Below are 20,141 nucleotides of genomic sequence, written 5' to 3' on the forward strand. Positions count from 1 at the left end.
GCCTTTTCAGTTTGCTGGCAAAGTGCGCGTTGTTCATGCCGGATGCGGCATGAACGCCTTAGCCGGCATGCAAAATCTTGAAAACTCAATACATTGCAGGAACCCCGTAGGCCTGATATGCATGACGCATCAGGCAAGATCTACGTATTTACAACCGTCCCTGCCCCTTCAACCACTCACGTACCAGGAACAGCGCGCTGACATTGCGCGCTTCATTGAAGTCAGGATCTTCGAGCAAATCCATCATATGCGCCAGCGGCCAGCGAACCTGCGGTAGCGGCTCTGGCTCATCGCCTTCCAGCGACTCCGGGTAGAGATCTTGCGCCACCACAATATTCATTTTGCTGGAAAAGTAAGACGGCGCCATGCTGAGTTTCTTCAAAAAAGTCAGATCGTTCGCACCAAATCCCACTTCTTCTTTTAGCTCGCGGTTAGCTGCTTCGTAGACGCTTTCACCGGGATCAATCAGCCCTTTCGAAAACCCTAACTCGTAGGATTCAGTTCCCACCGCGTACTCACGAATCAGGATCAGATGGTCGTCCACAATAGGCACAATCATCACCGCTTCCCTGTTGGTTGGACGCATTCGTTCATAAACACGCCGCACGCCATTGCTGAACTCCAGATCCACGCTTTCGACGGTAAACAGTCGGGAACGGGCTACAGTTTCAACATTCAGAATGGTGGGTTTTTGTAATGATTTTCTCATTGTGGAATCTTTGCAGTGAAATCAGTATTTATTGTGCGATATCGGACACCGTTTCGGCAATGTGAATTGCATGTTATTTACATTTATGCAACCTGATAAATAATCGTTCTCAAATCAAATTAAAAGTCAATAGGTTGAAATAACTCCAGGAATTTGCTGATATTCCGCCCTCAGAGGGTTTGCTATGATCAGCGGTTACTGGGATGCGCTTAATGATGCTCAAGTTCAACTCCACGCTTGCCGATAGCCAACCGCAGAATCCTATATTGTGTCCAGGGTGCGAATAATCACGCCTGACAAATTAAGTAAGATGGGGAAAGCATGAGCACCATTGTGATTTTTTTAGCTGCTTTGCTGGCCTGCTCACTACTTGCGGGATGGCTGATAAAAACCCGCACCAGGCGGCGACAATTGCCCTGGGCTAACGCCTTCGCTGATGCGCAAACGCGCAAACTCACTCCGGAAGAACGTAGCGCTGTTGAAAATTATCTCGAGAGCCTGACGCAGATTTTGCAGGTTCCCGGTCCGACGGGGGCCAGCACGGCGCCTGTCTCTCTGACGCTGAACGCCGAAAGCAATAATGTGATGATGCTGACGCACGCTATCACACGTTATGGCATCTCTACCGACGATCCCAATAAATGGCGCTACTACCTTGACTCGGTAGAAGTCCACCTGCCGCCTTTCTGGGAGCAGTACATCAACGACGAAAACACCGTTGAACTGATTTATACCGACTCACTCCCATTAGTCATTTCACTCAACGGCCATACGCTGCAAGAGTATATGCAGGAGACTCGCGGTTACACGTTACAACCTATTCCATCAACGCAGGCATCGATTCGCGGTGAAGAGAGCGAACAAATTGAGTTGCTCAACATTCGCCAGGAAACGCACGAAGAGTATGCACTTAGCCGCCCACGAGGATTGCGGGAAGCGCTGCTGATTGTCGCCTCATTCCTGATGTTCTATTTCTGCCTGGTGACCCCGGATGTATTTGTCCCGTGGTTAGTTGGCGGCGCGCTGCTGCTGCTGGGCGCGGGCCTGTGGGGATTATATGCGCCACCTGCCAAATCCTCTCTAAGGGAAATCCACTGCCTGCGCGGGACACCGCGTCGCTGGGGGCTGTTTGGTGAAAACTCTCAGGAACAGATTAACAATATTTCGCTTGGTATTATCGATCTGGTCTACCCCGCGCACTGGCAACCTTACATTGCCCAGGATCTCGGACAACAAACCGATATCGATATCTACCTCGACCGTCACGTCGTGCGCCAGGGGCGCTATCTTTCGCTGCATGACGAAGTAAAAAACTTCCCGTTGCAGCACTGGCTACGCAGCACGGTTATCGCAGCCGGTTCGCTGATAGTCTTGTTTATGCTGCTGTTCTGGATCCCACTGGATATGCCGCTGAAATTCACTCTCTCGTGGATGAAAGGCGCGCAGACTATTGAGGCCACCAGTGTTAAACAGCTCGCGGACGCTGGCGTACGCGTAGGCGATACCTTACGTCTAAGTGGTACAGGCATGTGTAATATCCGCACTTCCGGCACCTGGAGCGCGAAAACCAATTCACCGTTTTTGCCGTTTGACTGCTCGCAAATCATCTGGAATGACGCCCGTTCATTGCCATTACCGGAATCGGAACTGGTTAACAAAGCTACGGCGTTGACCGAAGCAGTAAACCGTCAACTGCACCCTAAACCGGAAGATGAATCACGCGTCAGTGCCTCATTACGTTCTGCGATTCAGAAATCCGGCATGGTTTTGCTTGATGACTTTGGCGACATCGTACTGAAGACAGCAGATCTCTGTGCAGCCAAAGATGATTGTGTGCGCTTAAAAAACGCCCTGGTGAATCTTGGCAACAGTAAGGACTGGGACGCACTGGTGAAACGCGCCAACGCAGGAAAACTTGATGGTGTGAATGTATTACTCCGCCCGGTGAGCGCAGAATCGCTGGATAATCTGGTGGCGACTTCCACCGCACCGTTTATCACTCATGAAACGGCGCGAGCGGCACAATCACTGAATAGCCCAGCGCCTGGCGGCTTCCTGATTGTCAGCGACGAAGGCAGCGATTTTGTCGATCAACCGTGGCCAGCAGCCTCACTTTATGACTACCCGGCGCAAGAACAATGGAACGCTTTCCAGAAGCTGGCGCAAATGTTGATGCATACACCGTTTAACGCCGAGGGGATCGTCACCAATATTTTCACCGATGCCAACGGCACGCAGCATATCAGCTTGCACCCTATTCCGGACCGTTCTGGCCTGTGGCGCTATCTCGGCACCACATTACTGCTACTGACGATGTTCGGCTGTGCCATCTATAATGGCGTGCAGGCCTGGCGTCGTTACCAGCGTCATCGCACCCGCATGATGGAGATTAAGGAATATTACGAAAGCTGCCTGAATCCGACGCTGCTCACGTCTTCAGAAAGCCTCATCGAATAACACGTTTGCGCGGCAGGTTATGCTACCCTGTCGCGCAAATTGCTTCACTCTGGAGATTTCCCCCATGCATATCAACATTGCCTGGCAGGACGTAGACACCGTTCTGCTGGATATGGACGGCACGTTGCTCGACCTCGCCTTCGATAACTATTTTTGGCAAAAGCTGGTGCCTGAAACATGGGGCGCGAAAAACGGTGTTACGCCACAGGAAGCAATGGAATATATGCGCCGGCAATATCACGACGTGCAGCATACGCTAAACTGGTACTGTCTTGATTACTGGAGCGAGCAACTGGGTCTGGATATCTGTGCGATGACCACCGAGATGGGGCCGCGTGCTGTGTTGCGTGAAGATACTATTCCGTTTCTCGAAGCGCTGAAAGCCAGCGGCAAGCAGCGAATTTTGCTCACTAACGCCCATCCACATAACCTGGCCGTTAAACTTGAGCATACGGGTCTGGACGCACACCTTGATTTATTACTTTCCACCCACACATTTGGTTATCCGAAAGAGGATCAGCGGTTATGGCATGCGGTGGCCGAAGCTACGGGTCTGAAAGCTGAAAGAACGCTGTTTATTGATGACAGCGAAGCCATTCTCGATGCTGCCGCGCAATTTGGTATTCGTTACTGTCTCGGCGTCACCAACCCTGACTCTGGAATAGCCGAAAAACAGTATGAACGCCATCCGTCACTGAATGACTACCGCCGCCTGATCCCCTCGCTAATGTGAAGGAGACGCCATGAAAGAAAAACCGGCTGTTGAGGTTCGACTGGATAAATGGCTATGGGCCGCCCGTTTTTATAAAACCCGCGCGCTGGCCCGCGAAATGATTGAAGGCGGTAAGGTGCATTACAACGGGCAACGCAGCAAGCCGAGTAAAGTCGTCGAGCTGAATGCCACGCTCACGCTGCGCCAGGGAAATGACGAACGAACGGTGATTGTAAAGGCGATTACTGAACAGCGTCGCCCCGCCAGCGAGGCGGTCTTGTTGTATGAAGAGACTGCGGAAAGTGTAGAGAAACGCGAAAAAATGGCGCTGGCACGTAAACTTAATGCCTTAACCATGCCGCACCCGGACCGGCGCCCGGACAAAAAAGAGCGCCGTGACCTGTTACGATTTAAACACGGCGACAGTGAATAACTGTCACCTGCAAGAGAGATGATTATGCCGCAACATGACCAATTACATCGCTATCTGTTTGAAAACTTTGCCGTTCGCGGCGAACTGGTAACCGTTTCGGAAACCCTGCAACAGATCCTTGAGAATCACGATTATCCGCAGCCGGTGAAAAACGTGCTGGCAGAACTGCTGGTCGCGACCAGCCTGTTGACCGCTACGCTGAAGTTTGATGGTGATATCACCGTACAGCTGCAAGGCGACGGTCCGATGAATCTGGCGGTTATTAACGGTAACAATAAACAGCAGATGCGTGGTGTGGCGCGCGTGCAGGGCGAAATTCCAGAAAATGCCGACCTGAAAACGCTGGTCGGCAATGGTTACGTGGTGATCACCATTACCCCGAGCGAAGGCGAACGCTATCAGGGCGTGGTTGGTCTGGAAGGTGATACCCTGGCGGCTTGCCTGGAAGATTACTTTATGCGTTCTGAACAGCTGCCGACGCGCCTGTTTATTCGCACCGGTGACGTAGACGGCAAACCGGCTGCGGGCGGTATGTTGTTGCAGGTAATGCCTGCGCAAAATGCCCAGCAAGACGACTTCGACCACCTGGCGACGCTGACCGAAACCATCAAAACTGAAGAGCTGCTGACGTTACCGGCAAACGAAGTTTTGTGGCGCTTATACCACGAAGAAGAGGTGACGGTTTACGATCCGCAGGATGTTGAATTCAAATGCACCTGCTCGCGTGAACGTTGCGCAGGCGCGCTGAAAACGCTGCCGGATGAAGAAGTTGATAGCATCCTCGCGGAAGAAGGCGAAATTGACATGCATTGTGATTACTGTGGTAACCACTATCTGTTCAATGCAATGGATATTGCCGAGATCCGCAACAATGCGTCTCCGGCAGATCCGCAGGTTCATTAATCGCCATGTCCGGCAGAGATGACTCTGCCGGATATCATGACTAAATTGCCTGATGCGCTGCGCTTATCTGGCCTACGGATTAAATGCAATTTATCGCAGGTAAGATAAGGCGCCGCATCCAACCGCGCTGTCACTCATTCAGATTCAAATCCAGCGTTTCACCATCCACCGTAAGATCGCGCCACACTTTAGGCTTTGTCCCCAGTTTTCCATCCTTCGCCGCTGTGAGTAATTTCTCTTTCGTTATTACACGCGGAAGTGAACTCATCGTAATCTCTTTCCATTCTTTCCCGGCAGGATCAACACCATAGACAATGACTCTTTCATCATTAAAGGCAAACAGGATCCGCTCAGCCCTACCATCACTATTCAGATCTTGCTCTACCAGCACGCAGGCATCTTTTTCAATACATATCATTGCGTTATAGCGATTTTTCATCACTACCGACCAGAATGTCGTATCAGGTTTGCCAGAACCTGGGGCAATAAATACATTATCAGCTAATGCTTTTTCCGATATCTGCTGCTGAAGACGTTGCACTCCATCAAACGCCATCAGCAGACCCCGCCTGCGTTTCGGGTCTTTCATATACTCGACATCGCTTTTCAGCGACTCAAGCGCTGCACGCCCATAGCGACCGCTATGTTCGAGCATGTAGATACTTACCTGGTCTGGCGTGTTCTTGCCACTCTGATAACGCGCCATATGGCTGTTCACGCTAATGCGCATACTGTCCAGCACCGGTGAATTAAGAAGCACCAGTATCACCAGCACCAATAACGAAACCGTAAGGTTCACTTTGCCCTGAAGAACAAGGGGATTTTGCCCTTTACGCCAGGCAATACTGACGAAATACCCCAGCGACCAGACCAGTAACACCACCACCGCCAGTGCGCCGTGCAAGCGTTCGGTAGTCCAGCCGTATTGAGCGACCCGCATCCATATAGCCCAGGCGGCGATCAGCACATAGAGCGGCGCCACCAGCAGAGACGTTTTTATCAGGCAACGCAACGGGCCAGTCCAGGGAAGCGATGCTTTTTGCGGATCGCGGACAATGGCCATTAAGAGCAACTGCAAAAAGGCCAGAGTTAAAAGCAGCCCAGCGGCGGAGATGTGGCGGGAAATCGCATTCAAACCAGCAAAGGGCAAAGTGATAATAAACAGCAGCGTCAGCAGTGAAACCAGTGGTAGCAAACCTGTAGCGATTAACGTGAAGAGCTTTTGAATAGAGGCGATTAACCGCGATTGAGTCCGCGCAAGAATGACTGCCAGAGCGGTAACCAGGCCCAGCGTAAGATAAATAAACCAGTCGGTTGAAAAAAAGAGGGTACTGAAAAACGTGATGCCAACAAGTTTAAATAACTCACTCCACAGTAAAAGTACCAGCCATGTCAGACCATTAGTGATCAAAATCACCATCAATATTAGAGCGTTATGCCACGCTGACTGGTAAAAAAAGCTATAGTTCGTTCGCTCTTTTCTGTCGTGCAAATTCAGTTGTATCCAGGGCAATAACAACATCGCCATTAACAGCAGATAACAACCAAATTCCCAGAGTTCCTGGTCCGCTCGCCAGGGACTCATGCCATCAATTTGCCACTTCAGCCAGCCGCTCATCGCCAGGGTGGTAATAAATACCAGCGCCAGCCACCCCCACAAACGCTTCTGTTTGAAGGATTCCACGGTGAATAACAAAACGGATGAAAGCGCCACGGTCGCAGGAATGCCGTAAACAATCCAGTTGTTATTGTCCACAGCCAGCCAGGTTATCAGAAAATAGCAAACCAGCCCCTGGATTAATCCAGTGGCGACCATTCCCCACCGTGTTGCAGGTGAAATTTCAACGTTATCCATGTTCGTGATCCGGAATCAAAAGGAAGGTTAATTATTGCATTCAGGCAGTACTAATATTTATTTTAAGAAAAATTTACAAAAAATTTTGCGGTGGTGAATCGATACTTTACTGATTGATTTTACATAAATTTCAATCAAGAATGAGATTTAACTCACATTATAATGGCCAATTAAACTAACATTTAACCTTTTAGGAACATTTTCCACACCTGAAATGCTATTTCTGCGATAATAGCAACCGTTTCGTGACAGGAATCACGGAGTTTTTTGTCAAATATGAATTTCTCCAGATGCGTAAATCTATGAGCCTTGTCGCGGTTAACACCCCCAAAAAGACTTTACTATTCAGGCAATACATATTGGCTAAGGAGCAGTGAAATGCGCGTTAACAATGGTTTGACCCCGCAAGAACTCGAGGCTTATGGTATCAGTGACGTACATGATATCGTTTACAACCCAAGCTACGACCTGCTGTATCAGGAAGAGCTCGATCCGAGCCTGACAGGTTATGAGCGCGGGGTGTTAACTAATCTGGGTGCCGTTGCCGTGGATACCGGGATCTTCACCGGGCGTTCACCAAAAGATAAGTATATCGTCCGTGACGATACGACTCGCGATACCTTCTGGTGGGCAGACAAAGGCAAAGGTAAGAACGACAACAAACCTCTCTCTCCGGAAACCTGGCAACATCTGAAAGGCCTGGTGACCAAACAGCTTTCCGGCAAACGCCTGTTCGTGGTTGATGCTTTCTGTGGCGCTAACCCGGATACTCGCCTTTCCGTACGTTTCATCACCGAAGTGGCCTGGCAAGCGCATTTCGTCAAGAACATGTTTATTCGCCCGAGTGATGAAGAGCTGGAAGGTTTCAAACCTGACTTTATCGTCATGAACGGCGCGAAGTGCACCAACCCGCAGTGGAAAGAACAGGGTCTGAACTCTGAAAACTTCGTGGCGTTTAACCTCACCGAGCGCATGCAGCTGATTGGTGGCACCTGGTACGGCGGCGAAATGAAGAAAGGGATGTTCTCAATGATGAACTACCTGCTGCCGCTGAAAGGTATCGCTTCTATGCACTGCTCCGCCAACGTTGGCGAGAAAGGCGATGTTGCGGTGTTCTTCGGCCTTTCCGGCACCGGTAAAACCACCCTTTCCACCGACCCGAAACGTCGCCTGATTGGCGATGACGAGCACGGCTGGGACGATGACGGTGTGTTTAACTTCGAAGGCGGCTGCTACGCGAAAACCATTAAACTGTCGAAAGAAGCAGAGCCAGAAATCTATGGCGCTATCCGTCGCGATGCACTGCTGGAAAACGTCACTGTACGTGAAGATGGCACCATCGACTTTGATGATGGTTCAAAAACCGAGAACACCCGCGTTTCTTATCCGATCTATCACATCGATAACATCGTTAAGCCAGTTTCCAAAGCGGGCCACGCGACTAAAGTTATCTTCCTGACCGCAGATGCTTTTGGCGTACTGCCGCCGGTTTCTCGCCTGACTGCCGATCAAACTCAGTACCACTTCCTCTCAGGCTTCACCGCCAAACTGGCTGGTACAGAGCGTGGCATCACCGAACCGACACCAACCTTCTCTGCCTGCTTCGGCGCGGCATTCCTGTCGCTGCACCCAACTCAGTACGCAGAAGTGCTGGTAAAACGTATGCAGGCAGCGGGCGCGCAGGCATATCTGGTTAACACTGGCTGGAACGGCACTGGCAAACGTATCTCCATTAAAGATACCCGCGCCATTATCGACGCCATCCTCAACGGTTCGCTGGATAACGCAGAAACCTTCACTCTGCCGATGTTTAACCTGGCGATCCCGACCGAACTGCCGGGCGTAGACACGAAGATCCTCGATCCGCGTAACACCTACGCTTCTCCGGAACAGTGGCAGGAAAAAGCTGAAACGCTGGCGAAACTGTTTATCGACAACTTCGACAAATACACCGACACCCCAGCGGGTGCCGCGCTGGTAGCGGCTGGTCCTAAGCTGTAATCGGTTAATATTTCACTGGCCCCTTATCCAAACGGATAAGGGGTTTTTTTATATCTAATTAGCTACCAATATGTACATGGTACACTTATAATTATCAATAGACCGCAGGATGCATTATGTTCACGTTTATTGAACTACAAGGATTTAGCAAACGCCGCCAGTTATTGTTGCCTGATGATGAGTTCCGGGCTTTTCAGGAACTACTCATTCAAGATCCATCTGCCGGTGACATTATCGCGGGCACAGGCAGTTTTAGAAAAATTCGCTGGAACCGTTCTGGTATGGGGAAACGGGGTGGCATTCGGATAATTTATTACAACGTGACACGCAATGGCCGAATTTATCTGGCGTTGATTTATCCTAAAAATGAACAGGATGATTTAACAGAAGAACAAAGAAAGGCATTGAAACTATTGTCCGAGAAGCTGCTTTAATGTTGAAGCTCCACAAATTCCACCATGGCCGAAATGCCAACGGAGACATTGAAAACAGATGAAAGATGAATTATTTGCTGATCTTCTTGCCAGCGCAGAAGAAATGGTACGCATCGAAAAGGGTGAAAAAACGCCTGAACCAGAGCACGTCCATACTTTTAGCGAAATCGATGTAAAAGCGATCCGTGAAGCAACTGGCTTACGCCAGCAAGATTTTGCTGTCGCCGTAGGGGTAAGTTATGACCTGGTAAAAAGCTGGGAAACCAAACGCCGTCAACCTACCGGAGCACCTCGAAAATTGCTCCTGCTTTTGCAAGCGAATCCTTTCATTATCAATCAATTGAAAACAATCTAAAAACGGGAGGTACCTTCGCCTCCCGTTTATTTACCCTTCTTTTGTCGTGCCCTGCGCCCGCGTTACCGGTAATGGCAGCCAGGCGCGAATGGAAAGCCCGCCCCGCTCGCTGGTGCCAAGCTCCAGCATCCCGTTATGGTTATCCACGATACGCTGCACAATCGCCAGGCCTAGTCCCGTGCCGCTAATGGTGCGCGCACTGTCGCCGCGGACAAAAGGCTGGAACAGATGCTTACGCTGTTCAGGCTCGATACCCGGACCGTCGTCTTCCACCTGGAACCAGGCGCGATTTGGCTCGGTGCCACTGCTGACTTTAATCCAGCCATTGCCATAGCGGGCAGCGTTCACCACCATATTCGCCACCGCACGTTTGATTGACAGCGGATGCATTTTCACTTCTATGCAGCCAGGATAAAGCGCGGTATCAATTTCACGCTCATAGCCACTTTCCGCGGCAATCACCTCACCAAGCACCGCATTAAGATCCGCCAGTTCCATTGGCATCTCCTGCCCGGTGCGCAGGTAGTCGATAAACTGCTCAATGATGGCGTTGCACTCTTCGATATCTTTGTTGATCGATTCCGCCAGGTAGCCATCCTGCTCGCTCATCATCTCGGTCGCCAGACGAATACGCGTGAGTGGCGTGCGCAGGTCATGACTTACCCCTGCCATCAGCAGCGTGCGGTCATCCGCCAGTTGCTTAACACCAGCCGCCATATGGTTGAAGGCTCGGGTAACCGAACGCACCTCCGAAGCGCCATATTCACGCAGTGGCGGCGGAATAATCCCCTTACCCACCTGCAAAGCAGCGTGTTCGAGATCAACAAGGGGTCGATTCTGGATACGAATAAACAGCCATGCCCCACCTATCGCCAACAGCATAATCGCCAGCGTATAGCGGAACAGCGGAGAAAAATCGCCCTGATGAATTTCGGTCAGCGGCACACGTACCCAGATATTGGGCGACAGCCAGGTTTTCAGCCAGACGACAGGCGAGCTTTTGTTAACCTCGACGCGAACTTCCGTCGGACCGCCCAGCTGCTGCGCCATCTGATGGCTTAAGAATTCATAGTGTTGCGCCCAACGCAGCCCGGCCTCTTCGGCAGCTTCGTTGGAATAGAGAGAGATCCCCAGCTCACGGTAGATCTCCCGACGGAAAGCGGGAGGCACAACCAGCTGCGTGCCGTCCTCCAGTTGCAGTTTGTCGGTCATCAACATACGCACTTCGTACGCGAGGACTTTATTAAACTGCTGGAGGCTCGGCAAAATCGCGAAGTTCAGCACCACCAGATAAGTCGTCACCAGGCTGACGAACAGCAAGGTGACGATGAGCAATAACGTGCGGGCAAATGAACTTCGTGGCGAGAAGCGCAATCGCCTCATGCTTTAGAACCGTCCGGCACGAAAACGTAGCCCAGACCCCAAACGGTCTGAATGTAACGCGGATGCGCCGGATCTTCTTCCACCATGCGGCGCAGACGAGAGATCTGCACGTCGATGGAACGTTCCATTGCGGAATATTCACGGCCACGGGCAAGGTTCATCAGCTTATCGCGGGAGAGCGGCTCACGCGGGTGGCTGACCAGCGCCTTCAGAACCGCAAATTCACCGCTGGTCAGCGGCATCGGTTCATCTTCGCGGAACATTTCACGCGTACCCAGGTTAAGTTTGAACTTACCGAAAGCAATCACAGCTTCTTCCTGTGACGGCGCGCCCGGCAGTTCATTCGCCTGACGACGCAGCACCGCACGGATGCGGGCCAGCAATTCACGCGGGTTAAATGGTTTTGGAATGTAATCGTCAGCACCAATTTCCAGGCCAACGATACGGTCAACTTCTTCCCCTTTCGCCGTTACCATAATGATCGGCATCGGATTACTCTGGCTACGAAGACGTCGGCAAATCGACAAACCATCTTCACCAGGTAACATCAAATCCAGTACCATAAGATGGAAAGATTCACGAGTCAGCAGGCGATCCATCTGTTCTGCATTAGCGACGCTTCGAACCTGGAAGCCTTGTTCGGTGAGATAACGCTCCAGCAGCGCACGCAAGCGCATGTCGTCATCGACCACCAGAATCTTGTAGTTCTCTTGCATTGTTTGTACTCCCAAAGGTTCGCAACAATTTGTAAGCGTGTATTCTTAAAAAAGCTCACGTTCGTCACCAGCTAAATCTGGTATGAATTTCAGCCTAAATTGTTACAAAGCATATTAAACAGCGGCTTAAGTATACAATTTATTCAGCGAAACATTATTGATTCTGTTGATATGATCACGTTATACCCAATGTGCGCATTATCAAACAGACAAAGGGAATCAACGAGATGAAAACGCCCCTGGTTACCCGGGAAGGGTATGAAAAACTCAAACAAGAGCTAAATTATCTCTGGCGTGAAGAGCGCCCGGAAGTCACAAAGAAGGTGACCTGGGCCGCAAGTCTGGGCGACCGCAGCGAAAACGCTGACTATCAGTATAATAAAAAGCGCCTGCGTGAAATCGACCGTCGTGTGCGCTATCTCACTAAATGCATGGAAAATCTCAAAATCGTCGATTACTCGCCCCAGCAGGAAGGCAAAGTTTTCTTTGGCGCGTGGGTAGAGATTGAAAACGACGATGGCGTGACTCACCGTTTCCGTATCGTCGGCTACGATGAAATCTTTGGCCGTAAAGATTACATCTCTATCGATTCCCCGATGGCCCGCGCATTGCTGAAAAAAGAGGTGGGCGATCTGGCGGTGGTGAATACCCCTGCCGGGGAAGCGAGCTGGTATGTTAATGCTATCGAGTACGTGAAACCGTAAGGAAGAGTCTTAACCTCCTGCCGATGGCTGGCATTTTTGCCAGCCAGTCCGTATAACTATCCCCTGATTTTTGATCCGAAAAGATGAACTCAAACCATGATGAATGATTCGTTCTGCCGCATTATTGCGGGTGAAATTCAGGCGCGCCCGGAACAGGTTGACGCAGCCGTTCGCCTGCTTGACGAAGGGAATACCGTGCCGTTTATCGCACGTTATCGTAAGGAAATCACCGGCGGTCTGGATGACACGCAGCTGCGTAATCTGGAAACGCGTCTGAGCTATCTGCGCGAGCTGGAAGAGAGACGTCAGGCTATTCTCAAGTCCATTTCTGAGCAAGGCAAACTCACCGACGAGCTGGCGAATGCCATCAACGCTACCTTGAGCAAAACCGAACTCGAAGACCTCTACCTGCCTTACAAACCGAAACGTCGTACCCGCGGGCAAATCGCCATTGAAGCAGGGCTTGAGCCGTTGGCTGACCTGCTGTGGAGCGATCCATCACACACGCCAGAAGTCGCCGCTGCACAATATGTTGATGCCGATAAAGGCGTGGCAGATACCAAAGCCGCGTTGGACGGCGCGCGCTATATCCTGATGGAACGCTTTGCCGAAGATGCCGCGCTGCTGGCGAAAGTGCGTGATTATCTGTGGAAGAACGCGCATCTGGTGTCGACCGTAGTGAACGGTAAAGAAGAGGAAGGCGCGAAATTCCGCGACTATTTCGATCATCACGAACCGCTGTCAACGGTGCCTTCTCACCGCGCGCTGGCGATGTTCCGTGGGCGTAACGAAGGTGTACTCCAGCTTTCGCTGAATGCCGATCCGCAGTTCGACGAGCCGCCGAAAGAGAGCTATTGCGAGCAAATCATCATGGATCATCTCGGCCTGCGCCTGAACAATGCCCCGGCGGATAGCTGGCGCAAAGGCGTGGTGAGCTGGACGTGGCGCATCAAGGTGCTGATGCACCTGGAAACAGAACTGATGGGAACCGTGCGCGAACGTGCGGAAGATGAAGCGATTAATGTCTTTGCCCGTAACCTGCACGATCTGCTGATGGCGGCCCCTGCCGGACTGCGTGCGACGATGGGCCTCGATCCGGGTCTGCGTACCGGGGTAAAAGTAGCGGTGGTCGACGCAACGGGCAAACTGGTAGCAACCGATACCATTTATCCGCACACCGGACAGGCCGCAAAGGCGGCGATGACCGTTGCCGCCCTGTGTGAAAAACATAATGTTGAATTGGTAGCGATCGGTAACGGTACGGCTTCCCGCGAAACCGAGCGTTTCTATCTTGATGTCCAGAAGCAGTTCCCGAAGGTTACCGCGCAGAAAGTGATCGTCAGCGAAGCTGGCGCGTCGGTTTACTCGGCTTCCGAGCTGGCAGCGCAGGAGTTCCCGGATCTCGACGTTTCTCTGCGTGGCGCAGTATCTATCGCCCGCCGTTTGCAGGATCCGCTGGCGGAGCTGGTGAAAATCGATCCGAAATCTATCGGCGTTGGTCAGTATCAGCATGACGTCAGCCAGACGCAGCTGGCCCGCAAGCTGGATGCAGTAGTAGAAGACTGCGTAAACGCCGTTGGCGTTGATCTGAATACTGCTTCTGTTCCGCTGTTAACTCGCGTGGCGGGCCTGACGCGCATGATGGCGCAAAACATCGTGGCCTGGCGTGATGAAAATGGTCAGTTCCAGAACCGTCAGCAACTGTTAAAAGTGAGCCGTCTGGGGCCGAAAGCCTTCGAACAGTGCGCGGGCTTCTTGCGCATTAACCACGGCGATAACCCGCTGGACGCGTCTACCGTTCACCCGGAAGCCTATCCGGTGGTGGAACGCATTCTGGCAGCAACACAGCAGGCGCTGAAAGATCTGATGGGTAACAGCAGTGAACTGCGTAATCTGAAAGCGTCTGATTTCACCGATGAGAAATTCGGTGTGCCGACAGTAACCGACATCATCAAAGAGCTGGAAAAACCGGGTCGCGATCCGCGTCCGGAATTTAAAACCGCTCAGTTTGCTGATGGCGTCGAAACGATGAACGACCTGCAACCGGGTATGATCCTCGAAGGTGCTGTCACCAACGTCACCAATTTTGGTGCTTTTGTTGATATCGGCGTACATCAGGACGGCCTGGTTCACATCTCTTCTTTGTCGAACAAGTTTGTGGAAGATCCGCATACCGTGGTGAAAGCAGGCGACATTGTGAAGGTGAAAGTGCTGGAAGTGGATCTTCAGCGTAAACGTATCGCCCTGACCATGCGTCTGGACGAGCAGCCTGGCGAAACCAACGCTCGTCGCGGCGGCGGTAACGATCGCCCGCAAAACAACCGCCCGGCAGCCAAACCGCGTGGGCGTGAAGCGCAGCCTGCCGGTAATAGCGCGATGATGGATGCGCTGGCGGCAGCAATGGGCAAAAAACGTTAAACGCTCCGACTGGCCTACGGTTCGAATTTGCACGAAATCGTAGGCCAGATAAGGCGTTCACGCCACATCTGGCAACGAACGCCTTGCCTGACATAAAAATGCCGGAGAATATCTCCGGCATTTTTATTCCGCAACGAAACTCACACTATATTTCGTTAATATTTATCACAACATTAACAATTGAAACCTTAATAAAACATTAAGCAGCCATAATAATTCGTCCTCCGAATTATATTTTTGCTCCGATATAACCTTGAGCCACATCAACATTCACGCAGATTATTATCTAAACCAACATTCGCACACATTTTAAGTATTGCTGATAGAAACCATTCTCATTATCATTGTACTGTTGATTATTTAATCTCTCCTTCGTTGGCAAATCATCTGGTCCCATGTCGCTGTCAAACGCCCCATGAGGTAGTTATCCAGTTAATGAGAAACAAGTAGGCACCTATGCAATACACTCCAGATACTGCGTGGAAAATCACTGGCTTTTCCCGTGAAATCAGCCCGGCATATCGTCAGAAGCTGCTTTCTCTTGGCATGTTACCTGGCTCCTCTTTTAATGTGGTGCGCGTCGCTCCACTCGGCGATCCCATTCATATCGAAACCCGTCGTGTAAGCCTGGTATTACGCAAAAAAGATCTGGCCTTATTAGAAGTGGAAGCGGTTTCCTGTTAATACGGTGATAACAACAATGAAAAAATTAACCATTGGCTTAATTGGTAATCCAAATTCTGGCAAGACAACCTTATTTAACCAGCTCACCGGAGCACGTCAGCGTGTAGGAAACTGGGCTGGCGTTACCGTCGAACGTAAAGAGGGTCAGTTTTCCACCACCGATCATCAGGTCACGCTGGTGGACCTGCCCGGTACTTATTCTCTGACTACTATTTCATCGCAGACGTCGTTGGACGAGCAAATCGCCTGCCACTACATTTTGAGTGGCGACGCCGATCTGCTGATTAACGTGGTGGATGCGTCTAACCTTGAGCGTAACCTGTATCTGACGCTACAGCTGCTGGAACTCGGTATTCCCTGCATCGTGGCGCTGAACATGCTCGACATTGCCGAGAAGCAAAATATTCGCATTGAAATTGATGCGCTGTCGGCGCGTCTTGGCTGCCCGGTGATCCCGCTGGTTTCCACGCGTGGTCGCGGTATCGAAGCTCTGAAACTGGCGATTGACCGCTACAAAGCCAACGACAATGTAGAACTGGTGCATTACGCACAGCCGCTGCTCAACGAAGCAGATTCACTGGCAAAAGTGATGCCGTCCGACATCCCGCTGAAACAGCGTCGCTGGCTGGGTCTGCAAATGCTGGAAGGCGATATCTACAGCCGCGCCTACGCCGGTGAAGCGTCGCAGCATCTGGATGCCGCCCTCGCCCGTCTGCGTAATGAGATGGACGATCCGGCGCTGCATATTGCCGATGCGCGTTACCAGTGTATTGCTGCTATCTGCGATGTGGTAAGCAACACGCTGACGGCAGAACCCAGTCGCTTCACCACGGCAGTGGATAAAATCGTGCTCAACCGTTTCCTCGGGCTGCCGATTTTCCTCTTTGTGATGTACCTGATGTTCCTGCTCGCTATCAACATCGGCGGGGCGTTACAGCCGCTGTTTGACGTCGGCTCCGTGGCGCTATTTGTGCATGGTATTCAGTGGATTGGCTACACGCTCCACTTCCCGGACTGGCTGACTATCTTCCTCGCCCAGGGCCTGGGCGGCGGTATTAACACCGTGCTGCCGCTGGTGCCGCAGATCGGCATGATGTACCTGTTCCTCTCCTTCCTTGAGGACTCCGGCTATATGGCGCGAGCGGCGTTTGTGATGGACCGCCTGATGCAGGCGCTGGGCTTGCCTGGGAAATCCTTTGTGCCGCTGATCGTCGGCTTCGGTTGTAACGTGCCGTCTGTGATGGGTGCGCGAACTCTTGATGCGCCGCGTGAACGCCTGATGACCATTATGATGGCACCGTTTATGTCCTGCGGCGCGCGTCTGGCTATCTTCGCAGTATTTGCGGCTGCCTTCTTCGGGCAGAACGGCGCGCTGGCGGTCTTCTCGCTGTATATGCTGGGTATCGTGATGGCGGTGCTGACTGGCCTGATGCTCAAGTACACCATCATGCGCGGTGAAGCGACGCCGTTTGTCATGGAGCTGCCGGTCTACCACGTACCACACGTTAAGAGTCTGATTATCCAGACCTGGCAGCGTCTGAAAGGCTTCGTGATGCGCGCAGGTAAAGTGATCATCATCGTCAGCATTTTCCTGAGCGCCTTCAACAGCTTCTCGTTGAGCGGGAAAATCGTCGATAACATCAACGACTCGGCACTGGCTTCCGTTAGCCGTGTGATCACCCCGGTCTTCAAACCGATTGGCGTACATGAAGATAACTGGCAGGCAACGGTTGGCCTGTTTACAGGTGCCATGGCGAAAGAAGTGGTGGTGGGTACGCTCAACACTCTCTACACCGCAGAAAATATTCAGGACGAAGAGTTCAATCCAGCAGAATTTAACCTCGGTGAAGAGCTGTTCAGCGCGGTAGATGAAACCTGGCAGAGCCTGAAAGACACCTTCAGTCTTAGCGTACTGATGAACCCCATTGAAGCAAGCAAAGGCGACGGCGAAATGGGTACCGGGGCGATGGGCGTGATGGATCAGAAATTCGGTAGCGCAGCTGCCGCTTACAGCTACCTGATTTTCGTCTTGCTGTATGTACCGTGCATCTCGGTGATGGGAGCCATCGCCCGTGAATCAAGCCGTGGCTGGATGGGCTTCTCCATCCTGTGGGGGCTGAATATCGCTTACTCGCTGGCAACATTGTTCTATCAGGTTGCCAGCTACAGCCAGCATCCAACCTACAGCCTGGTGTGCATTCTGGCGGTTATCCTGTTTAACATCGTGGTTATCGGTTTGCTGCGCCGCGCGCGTAGCCGGGTGGATATCGAACTGCTGGCAACGCGCAAATCGGTAAGCAGTTGCTGTGCAGCCAGCACCACTGGCGATTGCCACTAAGGATACAGCAATGGCTTCGCTCATTCAGGTGCGTGATTTGCTGGCGTTACGGGGTCGTATGGAAGCGGCCCAGATAAGCCAGACATTGAACACTCCACAGCCAATGATTAACGCCATGCTGCAACAACTGGAAAGTATGGGCAAAGCAGTGCGGATTCAGGAAGAACCTGACGGCTGCCTCTCCGGCAGTTGTAAAAGCTGCCCGGAAGGAAAAGCCTGCCTGCGCGAGTGGTGGGCGCTGCGTTAACCTTACTCCACCGCCTGTTTTGAAAAGCCCGGTATGCGTTTGCTACCGGGCTTTTTTTGCGTGCGGCTTTCCATAAAAATGCAATTCTTGCAGCACAGCGTAAGTTCCTCTGAAAGCGTCTCGCAGGGATGAAAACTGGCTAATGCACAGGTGTGGAGTGGCGCGTAGAGTCGCGGCATTCAAACAACAGGTGAAGGAACGCCATGAGCAAAAAGCAGAGTTCAACCCCACACGATGCACTGTTCAAACTCTTTTTACGCCAACCGGACACGGCACGCGATTTTCTTGCGTTCCATTTACCGGCCCCCATTCACGCGCTCTGTGATATGAAAACCCTCAAGCTGGAGTCGAGCAGTTATATTGATGACGATCTGCGTGAAAGCTACTCCGACGTGCTGTGGTCGGTGAAAACCGAGCAAGGACCAGGATACATCTATTGCCTGATTGAACATCAAAGCACCTCAAACAAACTGATCGCATTTCGCATGATGCGTTACGCCATTGCCGCAATGCAAAACCACCTTGATGCCGGATACAAAACGTTGCCGATGGTGGTGCCGTTGTTGTTTTACCATGGTATTGAAAGCCCCTATCCCTATTCGCTGTGTTGGCTGGATTGTTTTGCCGATCCCAAACTGGCAAGGCAGCTCTATGCCTCTGCATTTCCGCTGATTGATGTCACCGTCATGCCTGATGATGAAATCATGCAGCACCGACGTATGGCGCTTTTGGAGTTAATTCAAAAAAATATACGCCAACGCGATCTGTTAGGGCTGGTAGAGCAAATGGCCTGCTTATTAAGTAGTGGATACGCTAATGACAGACAAATCAAAGGGCTGTTTAATTACATATTGCAAACCGGCGATGCGGTACGTTTTAACGATTTTATCGACGGTGTGGCCGAACGTTCACCGAAACACAAGGAGAGTTTGATGACTATTGCGGAAAGATTGCGGCAGGAGGGAGAACAATCCAAAGCCCTACATATAGCCAAAATAATGCTTGAGTCGGGAGTCCCTCTTGCAGACATCATGCGCTTTACCGGGGTGTCAGAAGAAGAGTTGGCTGCGGCGAGTCAGTAGACACTATCCCCTGCTTAAGTGCTACTTTGTGCTATCTTGTATGTAACACAAAGTAGCACTTAAGGAACTAATATGCAGACAGTGAAATTACGGCAACAAGGAGGAGCCATGATCGTTACTATCCCACGAGATCTTGCTACCGATCTTGGATGGTCACCAGGGACGGAACTTACCGTGGAGAAAAAAGGCGATAGTGTTAATTTGCGCCCCACAGAGCACAAACCGCGTGGGCGTCTTACCGTCGCGCAGTTGTTGAGCCAGATCGATGAAAACGAAATTACGGAGTTAAATCAGTCCACAGAAGGATGGGCTGAAGGAAAAAAAGGTAATGAAGCATGGTAAAGGCAAGGACGCCACATCGTGGAGAGATATGGTATTTTAACCCTGATCCGGTTGCCGGACATGAACTTCGCGGACCACATTATTGCATTGTGGTAACGGACAAAGAACTCAACAATGTTTTAAAAGTTGCTATGTGCTGTCCAATTTCAACAGGCGCAAATGCAGCGCGTTCCACAGGGGTGACAGTGAACGTCCTCCCCCATGATACGCAAACCGGTAGCCTGCATGGCGTTGTACTTTGTCACCAGCTAAAAGCCGTCGATCTTATTGCCCGTGGCGCTAAATTTCATACCGTTGCCGATGAAGCATTGATTAGTGAAGTTATCAGTAAACTGGTGAATTTAATCGACCCACAATAATTAGCTCTC

19 protein-coding genes are annotated in these 20,141 nt (G+C 51.4%); 15 read left to right on the forward strand and 4 right to left on the reverse strand.

Annotated features, from left to right (window positions below):
- Positions 1-148 precede the first annotated feature (148 nt).
- Positions 149-709 carry an ADP compounds hydrolase NudE gene (nudE, locus tag FEK66_RS05985; RefSeq protein WP_126511443.1) on the reverse strand — a complete coding sequence of 187 codons (561 nt, stop codon included), beginning with the start codon at positions 707-709 and terminating at the stop codon, positions 149-151.
- 321 nt (positions 710-1,030) lie between these two features.
- Here nudE and igaA point away from each other — a divergent pair, with 321 nt between their 5' ends.
- The 4 genes from igaA to hslO all read left to right on the forward strand — a co-directional run bounded on the left by igaA (position 1,031) and on the right by hslO (position 5,214).
- Entirely contained in the window at positions 1,031-3,166 is a 2,136-nt protein-coding gene (gene igaA / locus FEK66_RS05990) for an intracellular growth attenuator protein IgaA (protein WP_130221393.1), read from the forward strand.
- 64 nt (positions 3,167-3,230) lie between these two features.
- Positions 3,231-3,899, forward strand: a complete 669-nt coding sequence (yrfG, locus tag FEK66_RS05995; protein ID WP_130208977.1) for a GMP/IMP nucleotidase — start codon at positions 3,231-3,233, stop codon at positions 3,897-3,899.
- 10 nt (positions 3,900-3,909) lie between these two features.
- Entirely contained in the window at positions 3,910-4,311 is a 402-nt protein-coding gene (hslR, locus tag FEK66_RS06000) for a ribosome-associated heat shock protein Hsp15 (protein WP_000660493.1), read from the forward strand.
- Positions 4,312-4,335: 24 nt separating this feature from the next.
- Positions 4,336-5,214: an Hsp33 family molecular chaperone HslO gene (gene hslO, locus FEK66_RS06005; protein WP_130208979.1), complete on the forward strand. Its 879-nt coding sequence runs from the start codon at positions 4,336-4,338 to the stop codon at positions 5,212-5,214.
- A gap of 130 nt (positions 5,215-5,344) precedes the next feature.
- Here hslO and FEK66_RS06010 read toward each other — a convergent pair whose 3' ends face one another.
- Positions 5,345-7,069, reverse strand: a complete 1,725-nt coding sequence (locus tag FEK66_RS06010; RefSeq protein WP_135495234.1) for a DUF4153 domain-containing protein — start codon at positions 7,067-7,069, stop codon at positions 5,345-5,347.
- A gap of 378 nt (positions 7,070-7,447) precedes the next feature.
- Between FEK66_RS06010 and pckA the strand changes: the two genes are divergently transcribed.
- From pckA to nadS, 3 genes are all read left to right on the forward strand, one after another.
- Positions 7,448-9,070: a phosphoenolpyruvate carboxykinase (ATP) gene (gene pckA / locus FEK66_RS06015; protein WP_130208983.1), complete on the forward strand. Its 1,623-nt coding sequence runs from the start codon at positions 7,448-7,450 to the stop codon at positions 9,068-9,070.
- A gap of 116 nt (positions 9,071-9,186) precedes the next feature.
- Positions 9,187-9,504, forward strand: a complete 318-nt coding sequence (locus FEK66_RS06020; RefSeq protein WP_130208985.1) for a type II toxin-antitoxin system RelE/ParE family toxin — start codon at positions 9,187-9,189, stop codon at positions 9,502-9,504.
- A 58-nt stretch (positions 9,505-9,562) separates the two neighbouring features.
- Positions 9,563-9,859: a NadS family protein gene (nadS, locus tag FEK66_RS06025; protein ID WP_130208987.1), complete on the forward strand. Its 297-nt coding sequence runs from the start codon at positions 9,563-9,565 to the stop codon at positions 9,857-9,859.
- Positions 9,860-9,889: 30 nt separating this feature from the next.
- On the opposite strand, the gene envZ is transcribed toward nadS, so the two are convergent.
- Both envZ and ompR read right to left on the reverse strand, forming a co-directional pair.
- Complete coding sequence (gene envZ, locus FEK66_RS06030; protein ID WP_135408046.1) at positions 9,890-11,242, reverse strand: two-component system sensor histidine kinase EnvZ; 1,353 nt, start codon at positions 11,240-11,242, stop codon at positions 9,890-9,892.
- Entirely contained in the window at positions 11,239-11,958 is a 720-nt protein-coding gene (gene ompR / locus FEK66_RS06035) for a two-component system response regulator OmpR (RefSeq protein ID WP_001157751.1), read from the reverse strand. Before ompR ends, envZ begins: the two co-directional genes overlap by 4 nt.
- Positions 11,959-12,185: 227 nt before the next feature.
- Between ompR and greB the strand changes: the two genes are divergently transcribed.
- From greB to FEK66_RS06075, 8 genes are all read left to right on the forward strand, one after another.
- Positions 12,186-12,662, forward strand: coding sequence for a transcription elongation factor GreB (gene greB / locus FEK66_RS06040; RefSeq protein ID WP_000856744.1), 477 nt, complete (start codon positions 12,186-12,188; stop codon positions 12,660-12,662).
- 96 nt (positions 12,663-12,758) lie between these two features.
- On the forward strand, positions 12,759-15,080 hold the full coding sequence (locus FEK66_RS06045; RefSeq protein ID WP_135410770.1) for a Tex family protein: 2,322 nt from the start codon (positions 12,759-12,761) through the stop codon (positions 15,078-15,080).
- 456 nt (positions 15,081-15,536) lie between these two features.
- Complete coding sequence (gene feoA / locus FEK66_RS06050) at positions 15,537-15,764, forward strand: ferrous iron transporter A (protein ID WP_001200455.1); 228 nt, start codon at positions 15,537-15,539, stop codon at positions 15,762-15,764.
- A 16-nt stretch (positions 15,765-15,780) separates the two neighbouring features.
- On the forward strand, positions 15,781-18,102 hold the full coding sequence (gene feoB / locus FEK66_RS06055; RefSeq protein ID WP_130261029.1) for a Fe(2+) transporter permease subunit FeoB: 2,322 nt from the start codon (positions 15,781-15,783) through the stop codon (positions 18,100-18,102).
- Positions 18,103-18,112: 10 nt separating this feature from the next.
- Complete coding sequence (feoC, locus tag FEK66_RS06060; protein WP_000157586.1) at positions 18,113-18,349, forward strand: [Fe-S]-dependent transcriptional repressor FeoC; 237 nt, start codon at positions 18,113-18,115, stop codon at positions 18,347-18,349.
- 203 nt (positions 18,350-18,552) lie between these two features.
- Positions 18,553-19,431, forward strand: a complete 879-nt coding sequence (gene rpnA / locus FEK66_RS06065) for a recombination-promoting nuclease RpnA (protein WP_135495235.1) — start codon at positions 18,553-18,555, stop codon at positions 19,429-19,431.
- A gap of 72 nt (positions 19,432-19,503) precedes the next feature.
- Positions 19,504-19,773, forward strand: coding sequence for an AbrB/MazE/SpoVT family DNA-binding domain-containing protein (locus FEK66_RS06070; RefSeq protein WP_130261031.1), 270 nt, complete (start codon positions 19,504-19,506; stop codon positions 19,771-19,773).
- Positions 19,767-20,132: a type II toxin-antitoxin system PemK/MazF family toxin gene (locus tag FEK66_RS06075; protein ID WP_135495236.1), complete on the forward strand. Its 366-nt coding sequence runs from the start codon at positions 19,767-19,769 to the stop codon at positions 20,130-20,132. Before FEK66_RS06070 ends, FEK66_RS06075 begins: the two co-directional genes overlap by 7 nt.
- Positions 20,133-20,141 lie beyond the last annotated feature (9 nt).

It is taken from the genome of Escherichia sp. E1130 (assembly GCF_005781065.1).
Lineage (GTDB): Bacteria > Pseudomonadota > Gammaproteobacteria > Enterobacterales > Enterobacteriaceae > Escherichia.

What these genes read in the sequence shown, in the direction of transcription:
- nadS (WP_130208987.1), top strand. Translation starts at nt 9,563, where the DNA reads ATGAAAGATGAATTATTTGCTGATCTTCTTGCCAGCGCAGAAGAAATG.
- nudE (WP_126511443.1), bottom strand. Translation starts at nt 709, where the DNA reads ATGAGAAAATCATTACAAAAACCCACCATTCTGAATGTTGAAACTGTA.
- FEK66_RS06070 (WP_130261031.1), top strand. Translation starts at nt 19,504, where the DNA reads ATGCAGACAGTGAAATTACGGCAACAAGGAGGAGCCATGATCGTTACT.
- FEK66_RS06075 (WP_135495236.1), top strand. Translation starts at nt 19,767, where the DNA reads ATGGTAAAGGCAAGGACGCCACATCGTGGAGAGATATGGTATTTTAAC.
- feoB (WP_130261029.1), top strand. Translation starts at nt 15,781, where the DNA reads ATGAAAAAATTAACCATTGGCTTAATTGGTAATCCAAATTCTGGCAAG.
- greB (WP_000856744.1), top strand. Translation starts at nt 12,186, where the DNA reads ATGAAAACGCCCCTGGTTACCCGGGAAGGGTATGAAAAACTCAAACAA.
- FEK66_RS06045 (WP_135410770.1), top strand. Translation starts at nt 12,759, where the DNA reads ATGATGAATGATTCGTTCTGCCGCATTATTGCGGGTGAAATTCAGGCG.
- FEK66_RS06010 (WP_135495234.1), bottom strand. Translation starts at nt 7,069, where the DNA reads ATGGATAACGTTGAAATTTCACCTGCAACACGGTGGGGAATGGTCGCC.
- hslR (WP_000660493.1), top strand. Translation starts at nt 3,910, where the DNA reads ATGAAAGAAAAACCGGCTGTTGAGGTTCGACTGGATAAATGGCTATGG.
- hslO (WP_130208979.1), top strand. Translation starts at nt 4,336, where the DNA reads ATGCCGCAACATGACCAATTACATCGCTATCTGTTTGAAAACTTTGCC.
- igaA (WP_130221393.1), top strand. Translation starts at nt 1,031, where the DNA reads ATGAGCACCATTGTGATTTTTTTAGCTGCTTTGCTGGCCTGCTCACTA.
- yrfG (WP_130208977.1), top strand. Translation starts at nt 3,231, where the DNA reads ATGCATATCAACATTGCCTGGCAGGACGTAGACACCGTTCTGCTGGAT.
- feoA (WP_001200455.1), top strand. Translation starts at nt 15,537, where the DNA reads ATGCAATACACTCCAGATACTGCGTGGAAAATCACTGGCTTTTCCCGT.
- pckA (WP_130208983.1), top strand. Translation starts at nt 7,448, where the DNA reads ATGCGCGTTAACAATGGTTTGACCCCGCAAGAACTCGAGGCTTATGGT.
- rpnA (WP_135495235.1), top strand. Translation starts at nt 18,553, where the DNA reads ATGAGCAAAAAGCAGAGTTCAACCCCACACGATGCACTGTTCAAACTC.
- envZ (WP_135408046.1), bottom strand. Translation starts at nt 11,242, where the DNA reads ATGAGGCGATTGCGCTTCTCGCCACGAAGTTCATTTGCCCGCACGTTA.
- FEK66_RS06020 (WP_130208985.1), top strand. Translation starts at nt 9,187, where the DNA reads ATGTTCACGTTTATTGAACTACAAGGATTTAGCAAACGCCGCCAGTTA.
- feoC (WP_000157586.1), top strand. Translation starts at nt 18,113, where the DNA reads ATGGCTTCGCTCATTCAGGTGCGTGATTTGCTGGCGTTACGGGGTCGT.
- ompR (WP_001157751.1), bottom strand. Translation starts at nt 11,958, where the DNA reads ATGCAAGAGAACTACAAGATTCTGGTGGTCGATGACGACATGCGCTTG.